Genomic DNA, 21523 nt, shown 5'->3' with positions numbered 1-21523 from the left:
TCACAGGAAGCATCGATAGGGTTGAGCGGTGACCCCCACGGGGAGTGGCCGGCGGAGGCCCGGGCAGCTCGAGACCGAGATCATGACGGTGCTCGACTCCGCGTTGCGCCCGCTCACCCCGGGTGAGGTCCGTGATGCTCTCGACTCCGGCGGTGGGCTCTCCTACAGCACCGTTGTGACGACTCTCACGCGCCTGTTCGAGAAGGGTGCGGTGGCCCGGCATCGCGCCGGAAGGGCCTTCCGTTACGGCGCTCTGAGCGCCCCGGCGGGCCTCGTTGCCGACCGGATGAGCCGTCTGATGGCGGTTGAACCCGACAGGGCGACGGTTTTACGCCGTTTCGTGAGCAATCTCAGTGCCGATGACGAGCGCCTGCTGCGTGAACTTCTGGATGAGGATCCCTCCGAAGGCTGAAACGCGCGGGTGACTCGCTTCCTGAGGGCATGCTGAAAACGGGATGCTGCTGGAAGCGAAGCAGTGGCAGCATGGACGCTTCTGTGCGCGCGGGGGTTCGAGGAGCGCGCGGCCTGAAAAGGCAGAAACTGGGGGAGTTCTCTCGTGACCGACCAAACCGCCGCGCCACCGGCCAAGCTCGACGCCGCGGTGCTCAAAGTCGCCGGGGTGGTGGTGCTCGGGGCGATCATGTCGATCCTCGACATCACCGTCGTCAGCGTCGCCCTGCCCACGTTCCAGAGCGAGTTCGACGCGACGTACGCCGAGGTCGCCTGGACCATGACCGGGTACACCCTGGCGCTGGCCACGGTGATCCCGCTCAGCGGCTGGGCTGCCGACCGGTTCGGCACCAAACGGCTCTACATGATGGCCCTGCTGCTCTTCACGCTCGGCTCGGTGCTCTGCGCCACCGCCGGCTCGATCGAGCAGCTGGTCACCTACCGCGTCCTCCAGGGTCTGGGCGGCGGCATGCTCATGCCCATCGGCATGACGATCATGACCCGCGCGGCCGGTCCGGACCGGATCGGCCGGCTGATGGCCGTGCTGGGCGTCCCGATGCTGCTCGGCCCGATCGGCGGCCCGATCCTGGGTGGCTGGCTGATCGAGGTGGCCAGCTGGCACTGGGTGTTCCTGATCAACCTGCCGATCGGCGCCATCGCGCTCGTCTACGCGTACTTCGCGCTGCCCAAGGACGACCCGCAGCCGGCGGAGGCGTTCGACTTCGTCGGCATGCTGATGCTCTCGCCCGGACTGGCCCTGTTCCTGTTCGGCGTCTCGTCGCTGCCCGAGGAGGGCACGATCACGGCGACCAAGGTGTGGACGACCATGCTGGTCGGCGCGCTGCTGGTGATCGGCTTCGTCCTCTACTCGTTCAAGCCGAAGCACCCGCTGCTCGATCTGCGCCTGCTGAAGAACCGGAACCTCTCGGTGGCGTCGCTGTCGCTGTTCGTCTTCGTGATCGCCTTCATGGGCGCCGGCCTGCTGTTCCCGAGCTACTTCCTGCAGATCCGCGGTGAGGGCACGCTCGAAGCTGGTCTGCTGATGGCCCCGCAGGGTATCGGCGCGGTGCTGACCATGCCGATCGCCGGCATGCTGGCCGACAAGATCCCGGTCGGGCGCACGGTGCCGTTCGCGATGGCCCTGATCGCGCTCGGGTTCTTCGGCTTCACCCAGGTCGGCACGGACACGTCGTACCTGTTCCTGTGCGGTTCGCTGTTCGTCATGGGCCTCGGCATGGGCGGCACGATGATGCCGATCATGACGTCGGCGCTGCGGACGCTCCAGCCGGTCGAGGTGGCCCGGGGCTCCACGCTGGTCAACATCCTCCAGCAGATCGGTGGCTCGGTCGGCACGGCGATCATGTCCGTGATCCTGACCAGCCGGCTCAACGGTTCGCCCGAGGTGCCGGGTCTCGTCAACCAGCAGACGGGTGAGCCGATCACCGAGGCCGGCGCCGCGATCGCCACCCAGCAGGGGGTGCAGATCCCGCTGCCGCCCGAGATCCTGGCTCGTGGCCTCCAGTACGCGGCCGACTCGTTCGCGACCACGTTCTGGGTGGGCTTCGGCCTGGTGCTGGCGACGTTCATCCCGATCGCATTCCTGCCGCGCAAGCGTCGCCCGGCCGGCACGCCCGGCGGAGAGCCCGTCGCCGACGCGCCCATCATGATGCACTGATCTGTCCCGCTTCATGACGCCCCGTCTCGCTTCCCGCGAGGCGGGGCGTTTTGTATTCGCGACCGCACAAAATCCTCGTACCGAGTTGTCGTGTCCGCGGCCGTACAAAAGCGAACAATGACGAACGGACAAAACGATCGATCAGGGCCGGAACACCGGGCATTCACCTGCTGCAATGCCTTTTCGTTACCGTAACGAGCGGCCTTCGTCATGCGCGATCCATAGCCTCCGGCGAATCACCTTCTTCGGAGGAAAATCTTCCATGCATCGATATCTGCGCGGTGGTCCGCGCGCGGCGGCGCTTCGAGCGATCGGCGCTGCCGCCCTCGCGACCGTCGTCGGCGTGAGCCTGGCCGGACCGGCCGTGGCCGCCGAGCCCGGCGACCCGTTCATCAGCGAGATCCACTACGACAACGCCGGCACCGACAGCGGTGAGTCGATCGAGGTGCAGGCGCCGGCCGGCTTCGACCTGACCGGCTGGCAGATCGTCCTCTACAACGGCAGCGGCGGCGCGGGCTACAACACAGCCACGCTGAGCGGCGCCGTCCCGGCGGCGGGCGTGGTCGTGCAGACCTACCCGGCCAACGGCATCCAGAACGGCCCGCCCGACGGTGTCGCCCTGGTCGAGCCGGACGGCTCGGTGGCCGAGTTCCTCAGCTACGAGGGCGTCCTGACCGCCACCGGCGGCCCGGCCAACGGCCTCACCAGCATTGACATCGGCGTCTCGGAGATCGACTCGACGCCGGTCGGGCACTCGCTGCAGAAGATCGACGGCAAGTGGCAGGCCCCCGCAGCCGCCTCGTTCGGTGCGCTGAACGCCGCCGTGCCGCCCGAGGAGCCGGAAGAGCCGGCCGACTGCACCATCGCCCCGACCCACACGATCGCTCAGGTGCAGGGTGCCGGCGCCGACACCCCCGTGGCCAACACCAAGGTCACTGTCGAGGGTGTCGTCACGGCCGACCACCGCACCGGCGGTTACAACGGCGTCTACGTGCAGACCGCGGGCACTGGCGGGGACCGGCCGGTCGCCGCGGGCACCGCCTCGGACGCGATCTTCGTCTTCTTCGGCACCAATAAGCCGTCGGTGACGGTCGGCGATCGGGTGCGCGTCACCGGCACGGTCACCGAGTTCAACGGCCTCACCGAGATCACCACCACCGCCCAGGCGGACACCGCGGTCTGCGCGACCGGTGTGGCGCTGCCGGCCCCGGTGGCGTTGAGCCTGCCGCTGGACGACGCGGCCCGCGAGTCGGTCGAGTCGATGCTGGTGGCGCCGGTCGGCGCGTACACGGTCTCGGACGTCTACAACACCAACCGGTTCGGCGAGATCATCCTGGCCGCCGGCAATGAGCCCGCCCGGATCCCGACCGACCTGGCCCGCCCCGGCTCGGCCGAAGCCGGCCAGATCAAGGCGGCCAACAAGACGCGCCGGATCCTGGTCGACGACGGCCGGACCACCAACCTGGCCACCGCGGGTCTGCCCCCGGCCTATCTGACCAAGGACAACCCGATCCGGGTCGGCGACGCCGTCGAGAAGTTCGGGCCGAGCGTGCTGAGCTTCGGCTTCAGCGAGTGGCGCCTGCAGCCCACCGATCCGGCGGCGCTCGGCACGACCTTCAAGGACAGCAACCCGCGTACGCCGGCCCCGGCGAACGTGGGTGGCGACGTGCGCGTCGCGAGTTTCAACGTGCTCAACTACTTCGTCCACTTCGGTGGCGAGGCGCGCGGCGCGGTGGACGCGGCCGCGCTGGCCAAGCAGCAGGCGAAGATCGTCTCGGCGATCAGCGCGCTGGACGCCGATGTGGTCGCGCTCATGGAGATCGAGAACTCGGTCCGCTTCGAGCCGGACGATCCCCAGGTGGCGCTGCGCACCCTGGTCGGCGCGCTGAATGCGGTAGACGGTGCGGGCACATGGGACTACGTGCGCTCGCCGGCCGAGCTGCCGGCGGCCGCGCAGCAGGACTTCATCACCACGGCGATCATCTTCAAGCCGGCCGCGGTGACGCCGAAGGGCGCCTCGCGCTCGGTCAGCGACGAGTCGGTGTGGTCGAACGCTCGCGAGCCGATCGCGCAGACCTTCACGGCCGGTTCGGCCACCTTCACCGTGGTCGCCAACCACCTCAAGTCCAAGAGCGCGTCGACCCCGCCGACGGGCGACAACGTGGACACCGGGGACGGGCAGGGTCCGTACAACGGTGACCGCAAACGGCAGGCGGCCGCGCTGGCCACCTTCGTCAAGTCGCTCGGGACCTCCGACGTGCTCCTTCTGGGCGACTTCAACGCGTACAGCCAGGAAGACCCGATCCAGGTTCTGGCCGACGCCGGCTACACCAACGTGGCCGACGCCGACCAGTCGTCGTACGTCTTCGGCGGCGAGTCCGGCTCGCTCGACCACGCGCTGGCCTCGGCCTCGCTCGCCGCGCGGGTGACCGGCGTCGACGTCTGGAACATCAACTCGGTCGAGTCGTTCGCCTACGAGTACGACGGCTACGCGCCGTTCTACTCCGACGGCCCGCACCGGGCCAGCGACCACGACCCGGTCGTGGTCGGGCTCGACACCGGCGCGAGTGGTCCGGTCGACCTGCAGCTGCTCAGCATCAACGACTTCCACGGCCGGCTCGAGCAGCCGTCGGCCGGCAACGGCGGCGCGGCCCAGCTGGTCGGCATGGTCGACGAGCTGCGCAAGGCCAACCCCAACACGGCGTGGATCTCGGCCGGCGACAACATCGGCGCGTCCACGTTCATCTCGGCCATCGACGGCGACAACCCGACGATCGACGCGCTGAACGCCGGCGGCCTGGCCGTCTCGGCGGTCGGCAACCACGAGTTCGACAAGGGCCTGGCCGACCTGCAGGGCCGCGTCTCGGACCGGGCCGAGTTCCCGTTCCTGGCGGCCAACGTCTACAAGGACGGCGAGCGTGTGCTGCCCGGCTACAGCGTGCAGACGCTGGGCGGGGTCAAGGTCGGCTACATCGGCGTGGTCACCGAGCAGACCGCGTCGCTGGTCAGCCCGGACGGCATCGCCGGGGTCCAGTTCCGCGACCCGGTCGCCGAGGCCAACACCCTGGCGGCGCAGCTCTCCGACGGCAACCAGGCCAACGGCGAGGCGGACGTGCTGGTGCTGCTGGCCCACGAGGGCGCGGCGACCGAGAACATCGGCTCGGCGGCGGCGCTACAGGCCGACCCTGTGTTCGGCCAGTTCACCCGGGTCAGCGCCGAGATCGACGCGATCTTCAGCGGGCACACCCACCAGCCGTACGCGTTCCAGGTTCCGGTGCCCGGCACCGACCGCACCCGCCCGGTGATCCAGGCCGAGGACTACGGACTGCGCCTGGGCCAGGCGGTGCTCACGTACGACCCGGCCACCAGGTCGGTGACCGGGTCGACCGCCGAACTGCTCGACGTCAAGGGCTATCCGGCGAACGCCGCGGTCGCCGGCATCGTGGCCAAGGCCAAGGTGACCGCGGACGAGCTGGGCAAGCAGCCGCTCGGCAAGATCACGGCGGACATCAAGCGGGCCTACACGGCCGCCGGCGCCGAGGACCGGGGCGCCGAGTCGGTGCTCGGCAACTTCATCGCCGACGTGCAGCTCGACCAGACCAGCGCGCCCGGCCGCGGTGGCGCGCAGATCGCCTTCATGAACCCGGGCGGTCTGCGGGCCGATCTGCTCTACGGCGCCGACGGCACGGTCACCTACGCCAACGCCTTCTCGGTGCAGCCCTTCGCCAACGATGTCGTCACCCAGACGCTCACCGGGGCGCAGATCAAGCAGGTGCTCGAGGAGCAGTGGCAGCCGGACGGTGCGTCCCGCCCGGTGCTGCACCTCGGCGTGTCCAAGGGGCTGACCTACTCGTACGACGTGAACCAGCCCCGCGGCTCGCGGATCATCGCGTCGTCGCTGAAGCTGAACGGCGTCGTGCTGAACCCGGCGGGGAGCTACCGCGTCACGTCGAACTCGTTCCTGGCCGCCGGCGGCGACAACTTCGTCACGCTCGGACAGGGCACCAACGAGATCACCACGGGCGACAACGACCTGACGATGCTGGTCGACTACTTCGCCGCCAACTCCCCGATCACCGCCGACCCGGCCCCGCGCAGCACGCCGGGCGTCGAGGACAGCACGCCGCCGACCGGCACGTTCAAGCTCGGCGCGGTGACGCTGTGGCCGGGACAGTCGGTGACGCTGACCCAGGTCGCGGTGGCCGACGACGTCGCCGAGCGGGTCGTCAACTGGGGCGACGGAACGTCGTCGGCGCTGGACGCGAACACAGCGACCCACACGTACGCCGCGACCGGCACCTACACCGTGTCGGTGCAGCTGACGGACAAGGCCGGCAACACCGCCGCGGCCGCCTTCGAGGGCTCGCCGCAGGTGAAGGTGGTGGCACAGCCCGGCCGGTATCTGCTCGAGCCGCGCTCGATCTGGGCCGGCCAGTTCACGGTGCTCGCGGTGAGCAAGGTGGACGGCGCCAGCAAGATCGTTGTCGACTGGGGCGACGGCGCGTCCGCCACCATGTCGGCCAACGGCGCGCTGGTCGCCCACACCTACACCGGGGCCGGCACGTTCACGGTCAAGGTCACCCCGCACAACGCCGCGGGCGCGGGCCGGGCCGTCACGGCCGGTTCGGTGAAGGTCACCGCCGACACGGTGGCGCCGGTCGTCCTGCTCGACGTGCCGGGCAACCCGGCGGCGGCGTCCTCGTGGCGCTCGGTGTCGGGCTTCGCGGCCGACAAGGGTCTGGGCGTGGCCCAAGCCCAGGCGTCCCTGATCCAGGAGCGCGCGGGGAAGTGGCACTTCTACGACGGCAGCAAGTGGGTCAAGGCGTCCTCGCAGTCCGAGGCCGCCGCCAAGGCCAAGGTGCTGACCGACACGCCGTCTCTGCTGCTCGGCCACTGGAGCATTCCGGTGAAGGGCGTCGAGAAGGGCACCCTGAAGGTCACCTACACGGCGACCGACCGGGCGGGTAACACCGCCGAGGCCAAGACCTACACGGTCAAGGTCACCAGGTAGCACCCGTGGGAAGCCCCCGTCTCCAATTCGGAGGCGGGGGCTTTTCCGTCAGGAATCGAGCGCGGACAGCGTGGCGAGCAACCGGTCGACCTCGTCGGCCGTGTTGTAGACGTGCAAGCTCACCCGTACGGACGAGGTCTTCTCGCCGTCCGTGCCCTGGCAGTGGCCGTCGGCCCGCACGAGCAGGCCGTCCGCGGCCAGGATGAAGCCGAGGTCGTTGGAGCCGATCTCGCGGTGCCGGAACGTGACGATCCCGTGGCGCCGCTGCACCGTCGATTCTGCGGCCAGGCTGTCCTGGCAGCCCAGCACCTCGTAGCTCGGCAGAGTGGCGAGCCCCGCCGTCAGCCGGGCGCCCAGCGCGACGATCGACGACGAGATGCGCGACAGGCCCACGGACGAGAGCCAGTCCATGGCTGCGGCGAGGCTCACGATTCCGGCCGTGTTCGGTGTGCCGCTCCAGCCGGCGGGAGCGAACGTGGGGCCGCGCCGGTTGCGGGCCCACACCGCACCGATGCCGGGCAGCGCCATCGCCTTGTGACCCGAGAAGACCACGAAGTCCACATCGAGGTCGCGCACCGAAAGCGGCAGGTGGCCGAAGCTCTGCGCGGCGTCCAGGCAGATCGGGATGTCGGGACCGGCCGCCGCGCGCAGGCGGTGCACGTTCATGTCGTTGCCGTAGACGTGGTGCACGTGGGTGGCGGCGATCAGCCGGGTACGCGGGCCGACAGGGAGGCGCGCCACGTCGTAGTCCTGCGCCGAGTCGTACGGCATGGGCCGCACCACTACGTGCGTGCCCTGACGTCGTAGCAGTTCGGCGGTGTCCAGCCAGGGCACGAGGTTGGCGCTGTGGTCGGCGAACGGCACGATGATCTCGTCACCGTCGCCCAGCACCGTGGGTAGCCAGTCGAGCGCGATGGTCCGTAACCCCTCGCTGGTGCCGCTGACGAAGTGCACGCCCGACGTCTCGGGGGACGGATCGTCGAGGAATCGGCGCAGCTGGTCGCGGGTCTGCGCGATGCGGGTCGTGGTGCGGTTGGCCCAGGGGTAGGTGCCGCGCGCGACGTTGGCGTTCTCGCTGGTCAGATAGGTCATCACCGCGTCCAGTACGGCCTGCGGCTTCTGCGCGGTGGCGGCGCTGTCGAGGTAGGCGACGCCCGGACTGCCCACCAGCTGGGGAAACTGTGAGCGCACGTCGAGGTCGAGGGCGAGAGTCATCAGTCACGCACCAGCCGCGCGCCGGCGTCGCGCCAGGCGATGACGCCGCCGGCCAGCGACCGCACCGAGGGGTGACCCATCCTGGTCAGCAGTGCGGCATAGCGGGCCGACTTCTCGCCGACCGGGCACACCAGCAGCACGGGCTGCCGGCGGCTGAACGGCAGTCCACCGTGGAGCAGCTCGGCGAACAGCTCGTCGACGATGTTGATCGAGCCGTCGATGTGCAGGGCCTGGAACGCGTACGGGCTGCGCAGGTCGACGACCAGGCCGGGCCACCGCTGCGCCTCCTCGACGTCGATCGTCGGCGCCGCCGCGACCTCGGCCTCGTCCAGCAGGCGGGTGTCGTTCCTCCGTGGCGGCCGGCCGAACAGGGCGGGCCGCCGTTCCCGCAGGTAGGAGAGGTAGCTCTCGACCCGGTCGCAGACGATGAAGACCGCTGTCCGGCGCTCGGTGAGCGAGTCGTCGAGCGTACGCAGGTGACGGACAGCGCCGTGGAAGGCGCCGCCACCGGTGGGCCCGGCCGGCGTGCCGCAGCGACGCACGAGGGTCAGCAGGCCGTCGATGGCGTCGTCGGCTGTGATGGTCTCGATGCTGTCGTAGACGTCCGGTTCGAACAGCCCGACCTCGTGCACCTCGTCGATGGTCCGGATGCCGGGGATGAAGTCGCTCTTGGCCGCGACGAGCCCGATGACCCGCACGTCGGGGTCGTGCTGCCGGAGGGCCCGGGCCACCCCGGTCGACGACCCGGCCGTGCCGACGCAGGCGATGAAGTAGTCGGGCGCGTGCCCGTCGAGGTCCTTGATGATCTCGGGCCCGGTGCCGTGCAGGTGTGCCTCGACGTTGCGCTCGTTGAAGTACTGGTCGGTGTGCACATATCCGCTGCCGTTGCTGGTCAGCGTGCGGTGCATGCGCGAGAGAGGGTCCTCGGTGTCGCTCGGGTCGAGGCATTCGGCCTGGCCCGGCAGTTCGTCGATCTCGGCACCGAGCAGCAGCAGAAGGTCTTTGACCTCGGGGACCTTCATGCGGTTGGTGACGCTCTTGAAACGCAGCCCGTGCATCCCGGCGATCATGGCGAGGGCCTTGGCCGTGTTGCCGCTCGAGAGCTCGACCACCGTGTCGCCCCGCTCGGCCGCGCCGGCCAGCAGTGGACGGGCCATCTGCCAGGCCGCGCGGTCCTTGAGGGAGCCGAACGGGTTGAGCAGCTCCATCTTGGCGTACAGGTCGATGTTGCGCAGGCCGTGCACGTCAGGGTCGATGCGGACCAGCGGGGTGTTGCCGATCGCCTCGGTCATGTCGTCGTATCTCATGCTGCCTCCGCGCGCTCGGGGACGGGCCAGTACTGCTCGTCGAGGCACCAGCTCCACCGGCCGCCGGTGCGGAAGAGCGCGACCTTGCGGCCGATCGGCTGATGCAGGGCGCGGGTGGCGCTGAAGTCCATGAAGTAGCCGGCCGTGTTGACGAAGGCGAGCAGGTCGCCGGGCCGGGGCCGTACGGGCAGGACCACCTTGCGCCGCGTGATCAGGTCGGACTCCAGGCACAGGTTGCCGAGCAGGAAGACCTCCGCCGGCCCGGCAAAGCCGGCGGAGTCCTGCGGGATGACGATCGGATCCATCAGAACCCCGTGTTCCTCGAGGCTCACATCCCGCGAGTTCATCTCGAGCCGTACGAGAGTGTCCGGCCCGTCCCGCACCTCGAGCACGCGGGCCAGCACCAATCCACACTGGTCGAGGAGCGCCCGCCCGGGCTCGATGTCGAGGTCGGTCATGCTGTCGAGCAGCAGCGTGCCGAGCGGCCGGCGTTGCTCGGGCGCGGTGGCCGCGAGCAGTTGGCTCAGGTAACCGGGCCCGGAAACCGGCCGGTGAGCCGGGTAGAGCCCGAGCGCCCCCCGCAGCGTGCCGGCCTCGTTGCGCAGCCCGTAGCCGTGCCCGTTCCAGGTCAGCGGGGGCCGCCGCCCGAGCACAGCCTGGGCCAGCTCGGACGTGTACCGCTCCCACTGCTCCCCGTCGTCCAGGTAGTTCACGCCGAAGCCGCCGCCGATGTCGATCGACCAGGCCGGCGCGTCCCGGCGGCGGCACTCGTCGAGCGCGGCCAGGCAGCCCTCCAGCGCGATCGCCTTCTCGGCTACGCCGATGGTGTCCAGGTGGTACGCCACCCCGGCCAGCTCGAGCTGATCGGCGTGCTTGTCGATGCGGTCGAGCGCCTCGGGCAGCAGCCCGGCCGGCACCCCGAAGCGGCTGCGGCGACTGACCATGTGCACGCCGCGGGAGGCGAACTCGGCCAGGCGCACCATGACGCGTACGCGGGGTAATCGGCCCGCCGCCACCAGGCCGGCCAGTTCGCTCAGTTCGTCGAGCGAGTCGGCGTTCACGGTGCTGCCACTGCGTGCGGCCAGCCAGAGGAACTCGCGGTTCTTCGGGCCGGTGGCCATGATGCGACCGGGACCGAACCCGGCGCCGAGCGCGTGCTGCAACTCGCCCAGCGAGGCTACGTCCACCCCGGCGTCGGTGGTGGCCAGGTGGCGGAGCAGGGCCGAGGAGCGGTTCGCCTTGTGCGCGAAATAGATCTGGCCGCGCAGCCGGTGCTGCCGATAGACCGCCCGGAAAGCCGCCACATTGGCGTCCAGCGCCTCGGGCAGAACGATGTTGAGCGGGGAACCGAGTCCGTCCGTGAGTTGTCGCAGGAGTGCGGGACCGGCGAGAACCGATTGGATGATCGGGTCCATTTTCGGGGTCAGCAGGAGCGGGTCTGAATCAGGCACAGTACGACTCCCCGGATGGCCGTTGAGCAGGTCAGTTCGGCAGGGTCGACAAAGCCAAATCTCGTCGCTGAGATGCGTTTCCTCAACGTAACCGATGGCCGGACGACCCGCCAGGGGGAATCAATTCATTCAACGGTTCGCCGCTATACCTCACTTCAATTGTGCACATGCGCATTCATTCATGAATGCCGGAAGAGATCGTCGGCATAGGTTCATGTGGATGTTGCCGGTCCGCCGCGCGTGCCACCGAGGCTGGCCGCACTACGAAGGGAGACAGTCCATGAGAGGCAAGATCCTCCTCGCGGCGGCCATCCTGGCGGGGAGCGTCGTCGTACCCGGCACGGCCGTCGCCGGTGGCCGGTCGTTCGACCTGCAGGCGCACCGCGGCGGCCTCGGGTTGACGGTGGAGAACACGCTCGCCGCCTTCGGCACCGCTCTGGAGCTGGGCGTGAGCACGCTCGAACTCGATGTGCAGATCACCCAGGACGGTCAGGCGGTGGTCACGCACGATCGACGCGTCGCCGGCACGAAGTGCACCGACACGGCGCCGGCGACACCGGGCGACCCCGAGTTCCCGTACGTCGGGAAGTACGTCAACACGCTGACCCTGGCCCAGGTCCGCACGCTCGACTGCGGGTCGAAGACGCTGGCCGACAAGCCGGGACAGGTGGCAGTGCCGGGCGCCCGGATGCCGCTGCTGCGTGAGGTATTCACGTTGGTCAAGCGCTACCGCGCGTACGGCGTGAAGCTGAATATCGAGACCAAGGTCGAGGCCGGTGCGCCGGCCGAGACCGCGCCGCGCGAACAGTTCGTCCGCGTGACGGCGGCCGAGATCCGGCGGAGCGGCCTGCTGCGACAGGTCACGATCCAGAGCTTCGACTGGGGCGCCCTGAAGCGGATGCGCCAGGTCGAGCCGCGCCTGCCGCTGGTCGCGCTCACCAACTACGACTTCCTGCAGACCGGGCTGCCCGGCGCCTCACCCTGGCTGGGTGGCCTCGACATCGACGACTTCGGCGGCGACCCGATCCGGGCCATCCGCACGTTCGGCGCCTCGGCAATCTCGCCGGTGCACGGGTTTCCGCAGAACGGCACGGTGAGCGACCCCGCATACCAGCCGTATGTCACCCGGGCGATGGTGCGGCACGCGCACGCGTACGGAATCAAGGTCGTTCCGTGGACGGTGGACGACGTGCCGACCATGGCCAAGTTGCTCGACGACGGCGTGGACGGGCTGATCACCGACTATCCCGACCGCCTGCGCACCCTGCTCGCGACGCGCGGCTACCACCTGCCCCGCGCCTATCGGCTCACTTGACGCCCGATACGACCAGCATCTCGCAGGGCCCGGTGAATCCGTCGGCGCCCTCGAACTCGCGGAGCGCGGCCTCGATCTCGGTCCAGGCGGCGCTCCGCTCGTCCTTCGACAGCCCGGACAGCATCTGGTGCAGGGCGCCGAACGACTCCTGCTCGAAGCGGGTGCACTCGGCCGCGCTGGCCAGCCGGACCGGGGAGGGCACGGTGTCGACCCGTACGTCGTGGAAACCGGCAGCCGTGAAGAGCCGCTCGGCCGCACCGGGCGCGCCCAGGCTGAAGGGGCCGGGCTGCCCCGGCGCGGGCGGCGGCAACTGCGCACGCCGCCGGATGATCCCGACCGGGACGGCGAAGAACGCGTTGCGGTCAGCGGTGGAATAGACGATCGCGGCCAAGCGGCCCCCGGGGCGCAGCGCGGCCCGCATACCGGCCAGCGCCGCCTGCTGGTCCGGGAAGTAGATCAGGCCGACCCGGGAGATCACCGCGTCGAACTCGCCGGCCGGCACGGCCAGATCCTCGCCGTCCAGCTCGCGGGTGACCACGTTCTCCAGGCCGGCGGCCACGGCCTCGGAGGCCGCGTAGCGCAGGACCGCGGGTGAGATGTCGGTCGCCAGCACCTGGCCGGACGGGCCGGCGCGGCGGGCTGCGGCCAGGCTCTGACCGCCCGTACCGGCTGCGACGTCGAGCACCCGGCTGCCGCTCGTGACCCCGGCCGCGTCCAGCATCAGGTCGGTCGACGGGCCGAGCCAGGACTCGATGAAAGCGCCCCACCGGTGCCAGGCCTCGGCGGCCTCCTCCCACTGGGCGCGGGTTGTCGTCTTGTACTGCTGCGGGTCGAACATGGTGCCTCCCCCTCGAGTGGTGTCACCCGGTACGCGCCAGATCCGGTCGGACATCCGCCAGAAACCGTCTGGCACCTTGCGGAGCGGCCAGAATGCGCTGGTGACGCCATTCGTCGGCCGGCACGCTGCGCTGGCCCGGATGCTCGCCGCGCGGCGAGCCGGCCAGGCCGGCGCCGGCACCCGGCGGGCCGGACTGGTGCTGGTCAGCGGCGAGGCCGGGATCGGCAAGACGGCCCTGCTCGGAAAGTTCGCGGCCGGCTGCGACCGGTCCACGGTGCTCTGGGGTGCCTGCTGGGACGACGCCCGGGCGCCCGCCTGGTGGCCGTGGACGCAGGCCCTGCGCGGGCTGCCACCCGACCCGCGGCTGGCGGCGATCGTCGGGGATCCCGGACCGGCCGGCGACGACGACGGCGTGCGGGCGCGGGTCTTCGTGGCGGTCAGCGAAGCGCTCGAACGGATTGCCCCGGCGGTCGTCATCCTCGACGACCTGCAGTGGGCCGACGAGACATCGGTGAGCCTGCTCAAGTTCCTGGTCCGGCAGCCGCGAACCGGATCGTTGCTGCTGGTCGCCGCGTACCGGCCCGACGAGTTGGCGCCGGGCGTGCTGACCGGCCTGGCCGAGCCGGCCGAATCGATCACGCTGGGTGGGCTGGGCCCGGCCGAGACCGGCGACCTGGTGCGCGCGCTGGCGGGCGACGCGGCGGCCCGGCAGTGGGCGCCGGCGGTGCACACGCGCAGCGACGGGCATCCGTTCTTCGCTCGTGAGCTGTGCCGCCTGATGGAAGCGGGCGGCACCACCGGCGACGTGCCGGTGGCCGTCCGGGAAGTCATCGGGCGGCGGCTGGCCCGGCTGCCCTCGGGCTGCCGGGAACTGCTCGACGCGGCCGCCGTCGCCGGTCCGGTGCTCCGGCCGGACGTCCTGGCCGATGTCTGTGCACAGTCGACGGAGGCCATCGAGGCGGCGCTGGCGGCCGGCATGCTCACCGGCGGCGCCGAAGTGCCGGTCCGGTTCGCCCACGACCTGTTCCGCGAGACGATCTATGCGACGCTGCCCGCCCGGCGCCGCCTCGAGCTGCACAAGAGCATCGGGTCGGCTCTGCTGCGCCGGCACGGCCGGGGCGCGCCGGTCTTCCCCGCCGAGCTGGCCCGGCACTTCGCCGCCGCGGCCCCGCTGCACGGCGCCGAGCTCGCGGTGACCTGGGCCCACGCGGCAGCCGAGGCCGACGCCGGTCGGTACGCCTTCGCCGAGGCCGCGGCCCACCTGCGTCGCGCCCGGACCGCGGTCGCCGACGCGGGCACCCACCTGCCCGACGCCGGCCTCGTCCGGCTTCTCACCGCGGAGGCCGGACTGCGGCTGCGGGCCGGCGACGCCGAGGCGGCCCGGGCACTGCTCGCCGAGGCGTGGCGGCCGGCCGGCGCCGACGCCGACCTGCTCGCCCTGGTCGCGCTGGGCCTGGACAGCGTGGGCGCCCGCTTCGCCATGCCGCGCACCGAGCTGATCACCGCGTTGGAGGCGGCCCGAGGGGCTCTCGACGGCCGCGGCACGCCGGCCGAGGCCCAGGTCACGGCGGCGCTGGCCCGTCAGTTGCAGCATTCGGTGCCGGCCGACCGCCCCCGTGCCGGCCCGTACGCGGAACGGGCGGTCGCCATCGCCCGCGCCCTCGACGACCCGGCCACGCTGGCCAGCTGCCTGCTGGCGCGGCACGACATCGTGTGGACGCCGGGCACCGGCGCCGAGCGGGTGCTCCTCGCCACCGGCATCATCGCGGCCGCGCGGGCTGCGGGCGACCCCGAGCGACAGGCTCAGGGCTTTCTGCTGGCCGCCAACGCCCACCTCGAGAACGGCTCGGCGGCCTTCCGGGCCGCGTTCGACGAGTTCGCCTATCTGACCGAGCGCCTGCGGCAGCCGCGCCACGACTATCTGCTGCGGACCCGCCAGGCCGCGCTTGCCCTGCTCGACGGCGCCCTCGAGACCGGCGAGCGGCTGATCGCCGAGGCGGCCGCCTTGGGCGAACAGGTGGGTGACAGCGACACCGGCAACGTCCGGATGTCGCAGCGGCTCGAGGTCGTGCGCGCCCGCAACGACCCGGACGAACTGCGCCGCACCGCGGCTGAGGCGGTGGGCTGGTGGATCGGTGCACCCGCGCACGCGCACGCCGTTGCGGCCGGGTTCCTCGCGCGGGCCGGGGATCTGGCCGCGGCGCGGCGCGAGGTCGAAACCGTGCGGGCATTGCCGGACTGGCGGGCCGACCGGTCGTACCTGTGGTCGGTCTTCGTCGGCGAGCTGACCGCGGCCGCCATCGCGCTGAAGGATCGGGAGCTCTGCGAGCTGTTGCTGGCCGACCTGGAACCGCTCGCGGACACGTGCGCGGTGAACGGCGCCCTCGTCTGCTTCATGGGCGCTCACGCCCACCGGGTCGGGCTGCTGCGGGCCGCGCTGGGCGAACCGGACGGGGCCGCCGAGTCGTTGCGGGCCGCGCTGCGGGTCCACGAGCGGCTGGGCGCGCGGCTGTGGGCCGACGAGACGCGACGCGCGCTGTCCGCTCTGACGCCCGGCCCCGAGCCGTCCATCTGCCGGTCGGGCGAGATGTGGCAGGTCAGCTATCGCGGACACGCGGCCTACCTGCGCGACTGCAAGGGCCTGCACGACCTGTCGACGCTGCTGGCCCGGCCCGGCACCGACGTGGCGGCCCTCGAACTGGCCACCGGCGGCGGGCCGGTGGTGCTCGACCGGGTCGCCGAGGAGCCGGCCCTCGACGCCACCGCGCTGCGGTCCTATCGCCGCCGGCTGGCCGATGTGGAGGGTGACGAGCGGGAACGGCTGCTCGAAGAGGTGCGGCGCGCGACCCGGCCGGGCGGGGCGGCCCGGCCGCTGAGCGCGGGCAACGCGGAACGGGCTCGCAAGGCCGTCACCGCACGGATCCGGGACGCGATCCGGCGCATCGAGACCGTGCTGCCCGAGCTGGGCCGGCACCTCGACCGCGCCGTCCGCACCGGGCACCTCTGCCGCTACGACGGTTGAGACAGCGGACGGGCCGCCCGTCGGGCGACCCGTCCCAGGGTGTTCAGCTGCCGATCGGGCCGCCGTCGAGGCGCCACGAGACCACCACGGCCGGCTTGGCGTAGTCGCCGTCGGGCCAGGTGGAGACGGGCTTGTCGACGGTGGCGCCGGAGATCTCGCCGGGGTGCTGGACCGCGACGAAGACCGAGCGGTCGTCGCCGGTGATGAACGGGCCGCAGGTCTCGGCGCCGCGCGGCACGGTGAGGAACTGCCGCAGGTGGCCGCGCTCGGAGCCCTCGATCGGGGTCGCGAACAGGCCGTCGTTGGTGCCCAGGGCGTTGCCGTCGGTCGAGATCCAGAGGTTGCCGGCGCTGTCGAAGGCGACGTTGTCGGGGCACGAGATCGGCGAGACGGCCGTCTTGTCGTACCCGCCGAAGTAGGTGTCGGCGGCGGCCGGGTCGCCGCACACGATCGGCAGGGTCCAGGTGAAGGACTCGCCGGTGTGGTCGCCCTTGTCCTCGGTGATCTCGAAGATGTGGCCGTGCTTGTTGGCGCTGCGCGGGTTGGCCTCGTCCACGCCCGGGTTCGTGCCGACGGCCCGGTTCGTGTTGTTGGTCATCGCCGCGTAGATCTTGCCGGTGCGGAGGCTCGGCTGGACGTCCTCGGGACGGTCCATCTTGGTCGCCTTGACGGCGTCGCCGGCCAGCCGGGTCCAGGTGAGGATGTCGGCCACGGTCATGCCGGGAACGAACGACTTGTTCCCCGAGACCAGCTTGATCCACTTGCCGGTGCCGTCGAAGGCCCCGTCGGACGGGAGCTTGCCGGTGCCGTCGATCTCGGCCGCCGGGCTGTCGCCGGTCACCTGAGCGACGTACAGCGTGCCCGACTCGAGCAGGGTCAGGTTGTGCCGGCGGTCGCCCGGGCGGTACTTCTTCTCCGACACGAACTTGTAGAGGTAGTCGAAGCGCTCGTCGTCACCCATGTACGCGACGACGTGCCCGCTCTTGGCGACGATGACGTTGGCGCCCTCGTGCTTGAAGCGGCCCATCGCGGTGTGCTTGCGCGGCGGGGCGTCGGGGTCGAACGGGTCGACCTCGACGATCCAGCCGAAGCGGTTGGCCTCGTTCGGGTGCTTGGCCAGGTCGAAGCGCTCCTGGGCGCGGTCCCACTTGCGCGAGCCGCTCGGGTAGCGGGCCGTGGTCGTGATGCCGTAGCGGTTCAGCTTCGGCTTGTCGGCCTCGGCAACGGCGTCGCCGCCGACGAAGTACTGGTTGAAGTTCTCTTCGCCCGAAAGCACGGTGCCCCACGGGGTGACCCCGCCGGCGCAATTGTTGAGCGTACCGATGACCCACTGCCCCCGCGGGTCAGCCGCGGTCTTCACGGCGGACGTGCCGACCACCGGGCCGGTCAGCTTGAACACCGTCTCGAGAGCGGTGATGCGCTTGTTGTAGGGCAGCCGCTTGGAGCGTACGGGCGTCCACTGCCCGGTGCGGCCGGCGCGCTCGATCTCGACCACCGACAGGCCGTGGGCCGCCATCGCGACCTTGATCTGCTCCACGGTGAGCGCGTCCAGGCTGGTGAAGCCCGGGAACATCAGCTCCTCGTTGGTGTACTCGTGGTTGACCACGAGCAGCGCGCGGTCGCCCGAGTTGCCGAACGGCAGCACCCCGACGAAGTCGTTGTTGTAGCCGAACTGCTGCGACTGGCGCTTGGCGGTCTGCCCGCCCAGGTCGAAGTCCGGGGCGCCGGCCACCACCGGGTCGCCCCAGCGGATCACGACGGCCGAGTCGTAACCGTTGGGCACGACCAGGTTGTCGAGCGTGTTGGGCGGGATCGCCTTGAAGCTGATCTTGCCGGCCTTGCCCGCCGGCTTGGGGGCCGTCGCCGGCACCGGTGCGGCGGCTGCCGGGACCGCCGCAGCGGCGGAAGCGCCACCCACTCCGAGAACCAGGGCACCGGCCGCACCGGCCCGCATGACACCGCGCCGGCTCATCGACGCGTTGACGACGTCACCGAGGTACGGGTTGTCCGACGTGTTGGGCGCCGGGTGGTCGCAGGCGTTGCCGCAGCGGTAGAGACAGGTCATGGCATCCCGTGAGCCACCACTGTGGCCCAGCAGGGGTAGAAGTCGACGCATCGGCTCTCCTTGATCATCTAGCCGCACGCATGGTGGGCTGCCCGAACGCTAGGAGAGCCGACACGTCGCGATCCACCGGTAACCGGTGAACGGAGAGTAAACGCTCTAACTCCCGATCCGTCCGCCGTCGAGTCGCCAGGTGACCACCACGGCCGGCTTCGCGTACTCGCCGTCGGGCCAGGTCGAGGCCGGGTTGTCGACGGTGGCGCCGGTCATCTCGCCCGGGTGCTGCACGGCGACCAGCACCGACCGGTCGTCGGCGGTGATGAACGGTCCGCACGTCTCGGCGCCCGGCGGCACGGTCAGGAACTGCTTGAGGTGACCGCGCTCGGGGCCCTCGATCGCGGTCGCGAAGAGGCCGTCGTTGCTGCCCAGCTGGTTGCCGTCGGTCGAGATCCAGAGGTTGCCGGAGCTGTCGAAGGCGACGTTGTCGGGGCACGAGATCGGCGACACCTTGGTCTTGTCGTAGCCCGCGAAGTAGGTGGCCGGGTCGGTCGGGTCGCCGCAGACGATCGGCAGCGACCAGGTGAAGGTCTCGCCGGTGTGGTCGCCGCGATCCTCGACGATCTCGAAGATCTGGCCGTGCTTGTTGGCCACGCGCGGGTTGGCCTCGTCGACACCGGGATAGGTGCCGACGCCCCGGTTGGTGTTGTTGGTCAGCGCCGCATAGATCTTGCCGCTCTGCAGGCTGGGCTGGACGTCTTCGGGCCGGTCCATCTTGGTCGCGCCGACCTTGTCGCCGGCCTCGCGGGTGAAGGTGAGCACCTCGACGGCGGTCATGCCGGGCACGAACGAGGTGTTGCCGGAGACGAGCTTGATCCATCTGCCCGTGCCGTCGAAGGCGCCGTCGGACGGCAGCTTGCCGGTGCCGTCGATCTCGGCCGGCGGGCTGTCGCCGGTGAGCTTCGCGACGTAGAGCGTGCCCGACTCGAGCAGGGTCAGGTTGTGCCGGCGGTCGCCGGGGCGGTACCGCTTGTCGGAGACGAACTTGTACAGGTACTCGAACCGTTCGTCGTCACCCATGTACGCCGCGACCTGGCCGTTCCTGGCCACGATGACGTTGGCGCCCTCGTGCTTGAAGCGGCCCATCGCGGTGTGCTTGCGCGGCAGCGCGCCGGGCTCGAGCGGGTCGACCTCGACGATCCAGCCGAAGCGATTGGCCTCGTGGGGGTGCTTGGCGAGGTCGAAGCGTTCCTGCGCCCGCTCCCAGCGCCGCGACCCGCTCGGGTAGCGCGCGGTGGTGAGGATGCCGTAGCGGTTGAGCCGGGCCTTGTCGGCCTCGGGCACGGCGTCGCCACCGACGAAGTACTGGTTGAAGTTCTCTTCACCGGACAATGCCGTGCCCCACGGGGTGAGCCCGCCCGCGCAGTTGTTCAGCGTCCCGATGATGGTCGTGCCTCTGGGGTCGGCCACCGTACGCAGGAAGGGCGATCCGGCGGCGGGGCCGTCCGCCCGGAACGGCGTCGCCAGCATGGTCAGCCGCTTGTTGTAGGGCAGCCGCTTGCCCCGCACGGCCTGCCACTGGCCGGTGCGCCCGACCCGCTCGATCTCCACCACCGACATGCCGTGGGCGGCCATCGCGGCCCGCACCTGTTCGACGGGCAGCGCCTCGTGCGTGGTGAAGCCGGGGAACATCAGCTCCTCGTTCGTGTACTCGTGGTTGGACACGAGCAGCGCGCGGCGGTCGCTGCCGGGAATCGGCACCACGCAGAGGAAGTCGTTGTTGTAGCCGAACTGCTTGGACTGCGTCTCGCCGGTCTGGTGCTCGAGATCGAACGCGGGCGCGCCGGGCACCATCGGATCGCCCCAGCGGATCACCAGCGCGTGGTCGTAGCCGTTGGGGACGAGCACCGCGTCGATCTCGTTGGGCGGGATCGGTTTGAAGGTGAGCGCGGACCCGCCCTTCGCCGGCGCCGGTGCCGGCGGCGCGGACGGCGCGGCGCCTGCCGGGACCGCCGAGCCACCCACTCCCAGCACCAGGGCGCCCGCCCCGCCCGCGGCGAACAGTCCGCGCCGGCTCACGGCGGCATTGACGATGTCGCCGAAGTACGCGTTGCCGGACTGGTTGGGCGCCGGATGGTCGCAGGCGTTGCCGCACCGGTAGAGGCAGGTCATCGCGTCGCGTCCGCCGCTGTGGCGGCCGAGCAGCGGTAACAGTCGGCGTTCGGGATCGGGCATCGTTGACCTCCATCGGCATTGATGAACATCAGGTAAACACGAAACGATGATCAACTGTCTCGTATCCGGGTCCTGAAAAACGTGCGTTAAGCCGTCAACAACCCGTATGCGGATCTTCCGTCGCACCGGCGAGGGGCTACCGATTGGCCCCGTGGAAGTCATCGACCGTCCATCTGCGCTGGATACAGAGGGGTCATGAGCTTCTCCATCGAGAGGGACACCGACCGCACGGGTAAGACGACCTATCTGCTGCTGGGTGGCGTCTTCGACCGCACGGCGCACCGTGACCTGCGGCGGGCCCTCCGGGACGCCTTCGCCCGCACCCGCCGGGGCCGGGTCGTCCTCGACGTCGCCGGGGTCGGCGACATCAGCAGCGAGTGCGTCGAGGTGCTGCTGACCGGCTACACCACCGCACTGCGGGGCGGCTATGGCTTCGAGGTGACCAATGCCCGGGGCCCGGTGCAACTGCTGCTGGAGGCGACGCGGCTCAGCCCCCGCCGGGACGACGAGACCCTCTATGCCCCGGTCTGGCTGTCAGGCAGCGCGGCCGACGTCTCGTAGCCGGTGGGTGGCCACGCCGGCGGCGCTGAGGCGGCCGGCGATCGACACGGACGTGTGGTCGAGGAACACCGCGACGTGGTGGTCATCGCCGAGATGGCAGGCGGCGGCCAGCGTGCCCAGGTTGATCGGGTCGACGTCGTGCACGTCCTGCAGGTCGAGGACCAGGCGCAGCGGTCGCAGGTGGCGGAGCGCGTAGACCAGCGTACGGCGCAATTCGACCGCGTCGTCGGCCCCGAGCACGCCGTGGGGCTGGATGACGATAGTGCCGTCGGGGGTGGTTTCAACGTCGACCGTAGACGCGGTCATCGCGTACACCTTCCGTTACCCGCTGTTCTCCGGGGTGTCAGGCTAGGGCTTCGCCCACGGGACCGTCGACTGCTCCGA

At 70.7% G+C, this 21523-nt stretch carries 13 protein-coding genes; 6 read left to right on the top strand and 7 right to left on the bottom strand.

The annotated features are described in order from the left end of the window. Nucleotides 1-28: 28 nt before the first annotated feature. From KXC43_RS34770 to KXC43_RS34760, 3 genes are all read left to right on the top strand, one after another. Nucleotides 29-412 carry a BlaI/MecI/CopY family transcriptional regulator gene (locus KXC43_RS34770; protein WP_308129395.1) on the top strand — a complete coding sequence of 128 codons (384 nt, stop codon included), beginning with the start codon at nt 29-31 and terminating at the stop codon, nt 410-412. A 144-nt stretch (nt 413-556) separates the two neighbouring features. Further along, entirely contained in the window at nt 557-2125 is a 1569-nt protein-coding gene (locus tag KXC43_RS34765) for a DHA2 family efflux MFS transporter permease subunit (protein ID WP_221380463.1), read from the top strand. 262 nt (nt 2126-2387) lie between these two features. Next, nucleotides 2388-7136 (top strand): ExeM/NucH family extracellular endonuclease, encoded by a 4749-nt coding sequence (locus KXC43_RS34760; protein WP_221380462.1) that lies wholly within the window; start codon nt 2388-2390, stop codon nt 7134-7136. Nucleotides 7137-7184: 48 nt separating this feature from the next. Here the strand turns inward: KXC43_RS34760 and KXC43_RS34755 are convergent, their stop codons facing one another. Genes KXC43_RS34755 through KXC43_RS34745 form a run of 3 tightly spaced genes read right to left on the bottom strand, consistent with a single transcriptional unit; the run spans nt 7185 to nt 11109 of the window. Continuing rightward, complete coding sequence (locus tag KXC43_RS34755; RefSeq protein ID WP_221380461.1) at nt 7185-8351, bottom strand: aminotransferase class V-fold PLP-dependent enzyme; 1167 nt, start codon at nt 8349-8351, stop codon at nt 7185-7187. Beyond that, nucleotides 8351-9658: a pyridoxal-phosphate dependent enzyme gene (locus tag KXC43_RS34750; RefSeq protein WP_221380460.1), complete on the bottom strand. Its 1308-nt coding sequence runs from the start codon at nt 9656-9658 to the stop codon at nt 8351-8353. The genes KXC43_RS34755 and KXC43_RS34750 overlap by 1 nt, the downstream gene beginning before the upstream one ends. Continuing rightward, nucleotides 9655-11109, bottom strand: coding sequence for a type III PLP-dependent enzyme domain-containing protein (locus tag KXC43_RS34745; protein WP_308129394.1), 1455 nt, complete (start codon nt 11107-11109; stop codon nt 9655-9657). Before KXC43_RS34745 ends, KXC43_RS34750 begins: the two co-directional genes overlap by 4 nt. Before the next feature lie 280 nt (nt 11110-11389). Between KXC43_RS34745 and KXC43_RS34740 the strand changes: the two genes are divergently transcribed. After that, entirely contained in the window at nt 11390-12424 is a 1035-nt protein-coding gene (locus KXC43_RS34740; protein ID WP_221380459.1) for a glycerophosphodiester phosphodiesterase family protein, read from the top strand. Here the strand turns inward: KXC43_RS34740 and KXC43_RS34735 are convergent. Next, nucleotides 12417-13262: a class I SAM-dependent methyltransferase gene (locus tag KXC43_RS34735; protein WP_255645354.1), complete on the bottom strand. Its 846-nt coding sequence runs from the start codon at nt 13260-13262 to the stop codon at nt 12417-12419. The two genes, KXC43_RS34740 and KXC43_RS34735, sit on opposite strands and share 8 nt — an antisense overlap. Before the next feature lie 100 nt (nt 13263-13362). Here KXC43_RS34735 and KXC43_RS34730 point away from each other — a divergent pair, with 100 nt between their 5' ends. Further along, nucleotides 13363-16284: an ATP-binding protein gene (locus KXC43_RS34730; protein ID WP_221380457.1), complete on the top strand. Its 2922-nt coding sequence runs from the start codon at nt 13363-13365 to the stop codon at nt 16282-16284. Nucleotides 16285-16327: 43 nt separating this feature from the next. Here KXC43_RS34730 and KXC43_RS34725 read toward each other — a convergent pair whose 3' ends face one another. After that, nucleotides 16328-18400: a PhoX family protein gene (locus KXC43_RS34725; RefSeq protein WP_221380456.1), complete on the bottom strand. Its 2073-nt coding sequence runs from the start codon at nt 18398-18400 to the stop codon at nt 16328-16330. 105 nt (nt 18401-18505) lie between these two features. Then, on the bottom strand, nt 18506-20578 hold the full coding sequence (locus KXC43_RS34720) for a PhoX family protein (protein WP_221380455.1): 2073 nt from the start codon (nt 20576-20578) through the stop codon (nt 18506-18508). Between the two features lie 195 nt (nt 20579-20773). On the opposite strand from KXC43_RS34720, the gene KXC43_RS34715 reads away from it, so the two are divergent. Then, nucleotides 20774-21139, top strand: coding sequence for an STAS domain-containing protein (locus KXC43_RS34715; protein ID WP_221380454.1), 366 nt, complete (start codon nt 20774-20776; stop codon nt 21137-21139). Here the strand turns inward: KXC43_RS34715 and KXC43_RS34710 are convergent. Then, entirely contained in the window at nt 21113-21445 is a 333-nt protein-coding gene (locus KXC43_RS34710; RefSeq protein WP_221380453.1) for an STAS domain-containing protein, read from the bottom strand. The two genes, KXC43_RS34715 and KXC43_RS34710, sit on opposite strands and share 27 nt — an antisense overlap. Nucleotides 21446-21523 lie beyond the last annotated feature (78 nt).

This window comes from Paractinoplanes polyasparticus (genome assembly GCF_019710575.1).
Lineage (GTDB): Bacteria > Actinomycetota > Actinomycetes > Mycobacteriales > Micromonosporaceae > Actinoplanes > Actinoplanes polyasparticus.
Note: the sequence above shows the minus strand (reverse complement) of the source record. Positions and strands in the feature narration are given on the sequence as shown.

Bases quoted from the DNA above. Each gene is read 5' to 3' on its own strand.
- KXC43_RS34760 (WP_221380462.1), top strand. From the start codon at position 2,388: ATGCATCGATATCTGCGCGGTGGTCCGCGCGCGGCGGCGCTTCGAGCG.
- KXC43_RS34755 (WP_221380461.1), bottom strand. From the start codon at position 8,351: ATGACTCTCGCCCTCGACCTCGACGTGCGCTCACAGTTTCCCCAGCTG.
- KXC43_RS34750 (WP_221380460.1), bottom strand. From the start codon at position 9,658: ATGAGATACGACGACATGACCGAGGCGATCGGCAACACCCCGCTGGTC.
- KXC43_RS34740 (WP_221380459.1), top strand. From the start codon at position 11,390: ATGAGAGGCAAGATCCTCCTCGCGGCGGCCATCCTGGCGGGGAGCGTC.
- KXC43_RS34735 (WP_255645354.1), bottom strand. From the start codon at position 13,262: ATGTTCGACCCGCAGCAGTACAAGACGACAACCCGCGCCCAGTGGGAG.
- KXC43_RS34725 (WP_221380456.1), bottom strand. From the start codon at position 18,400: ATGCGTCGACTTCTACCCCTGCTGGGCCACAGTGGTGGCTCACGGGAT.
- KXC43_RS34720 (WP_221380455.1), bottom strand. From the start codon at position 20,578: ATGCCCGATCCCGAACGCCGACTGTTACCGCTGCTCGGCCGCCACAGC.
- KXC43_RS34715 (WP_221380454.1), top strand. From the start codon at position 20,774: ATGAGCTTCTCCATCGAGAGGGACACCGACCGCACGGGTAAGACGACC.
- KXC43_RS34710 (WP_221380453.1), bottom strand. From the start codon at position 21,445: ATGACCGCGTCTACGGTCGACGTTGAAACCACCCCCGACGGCACTATC.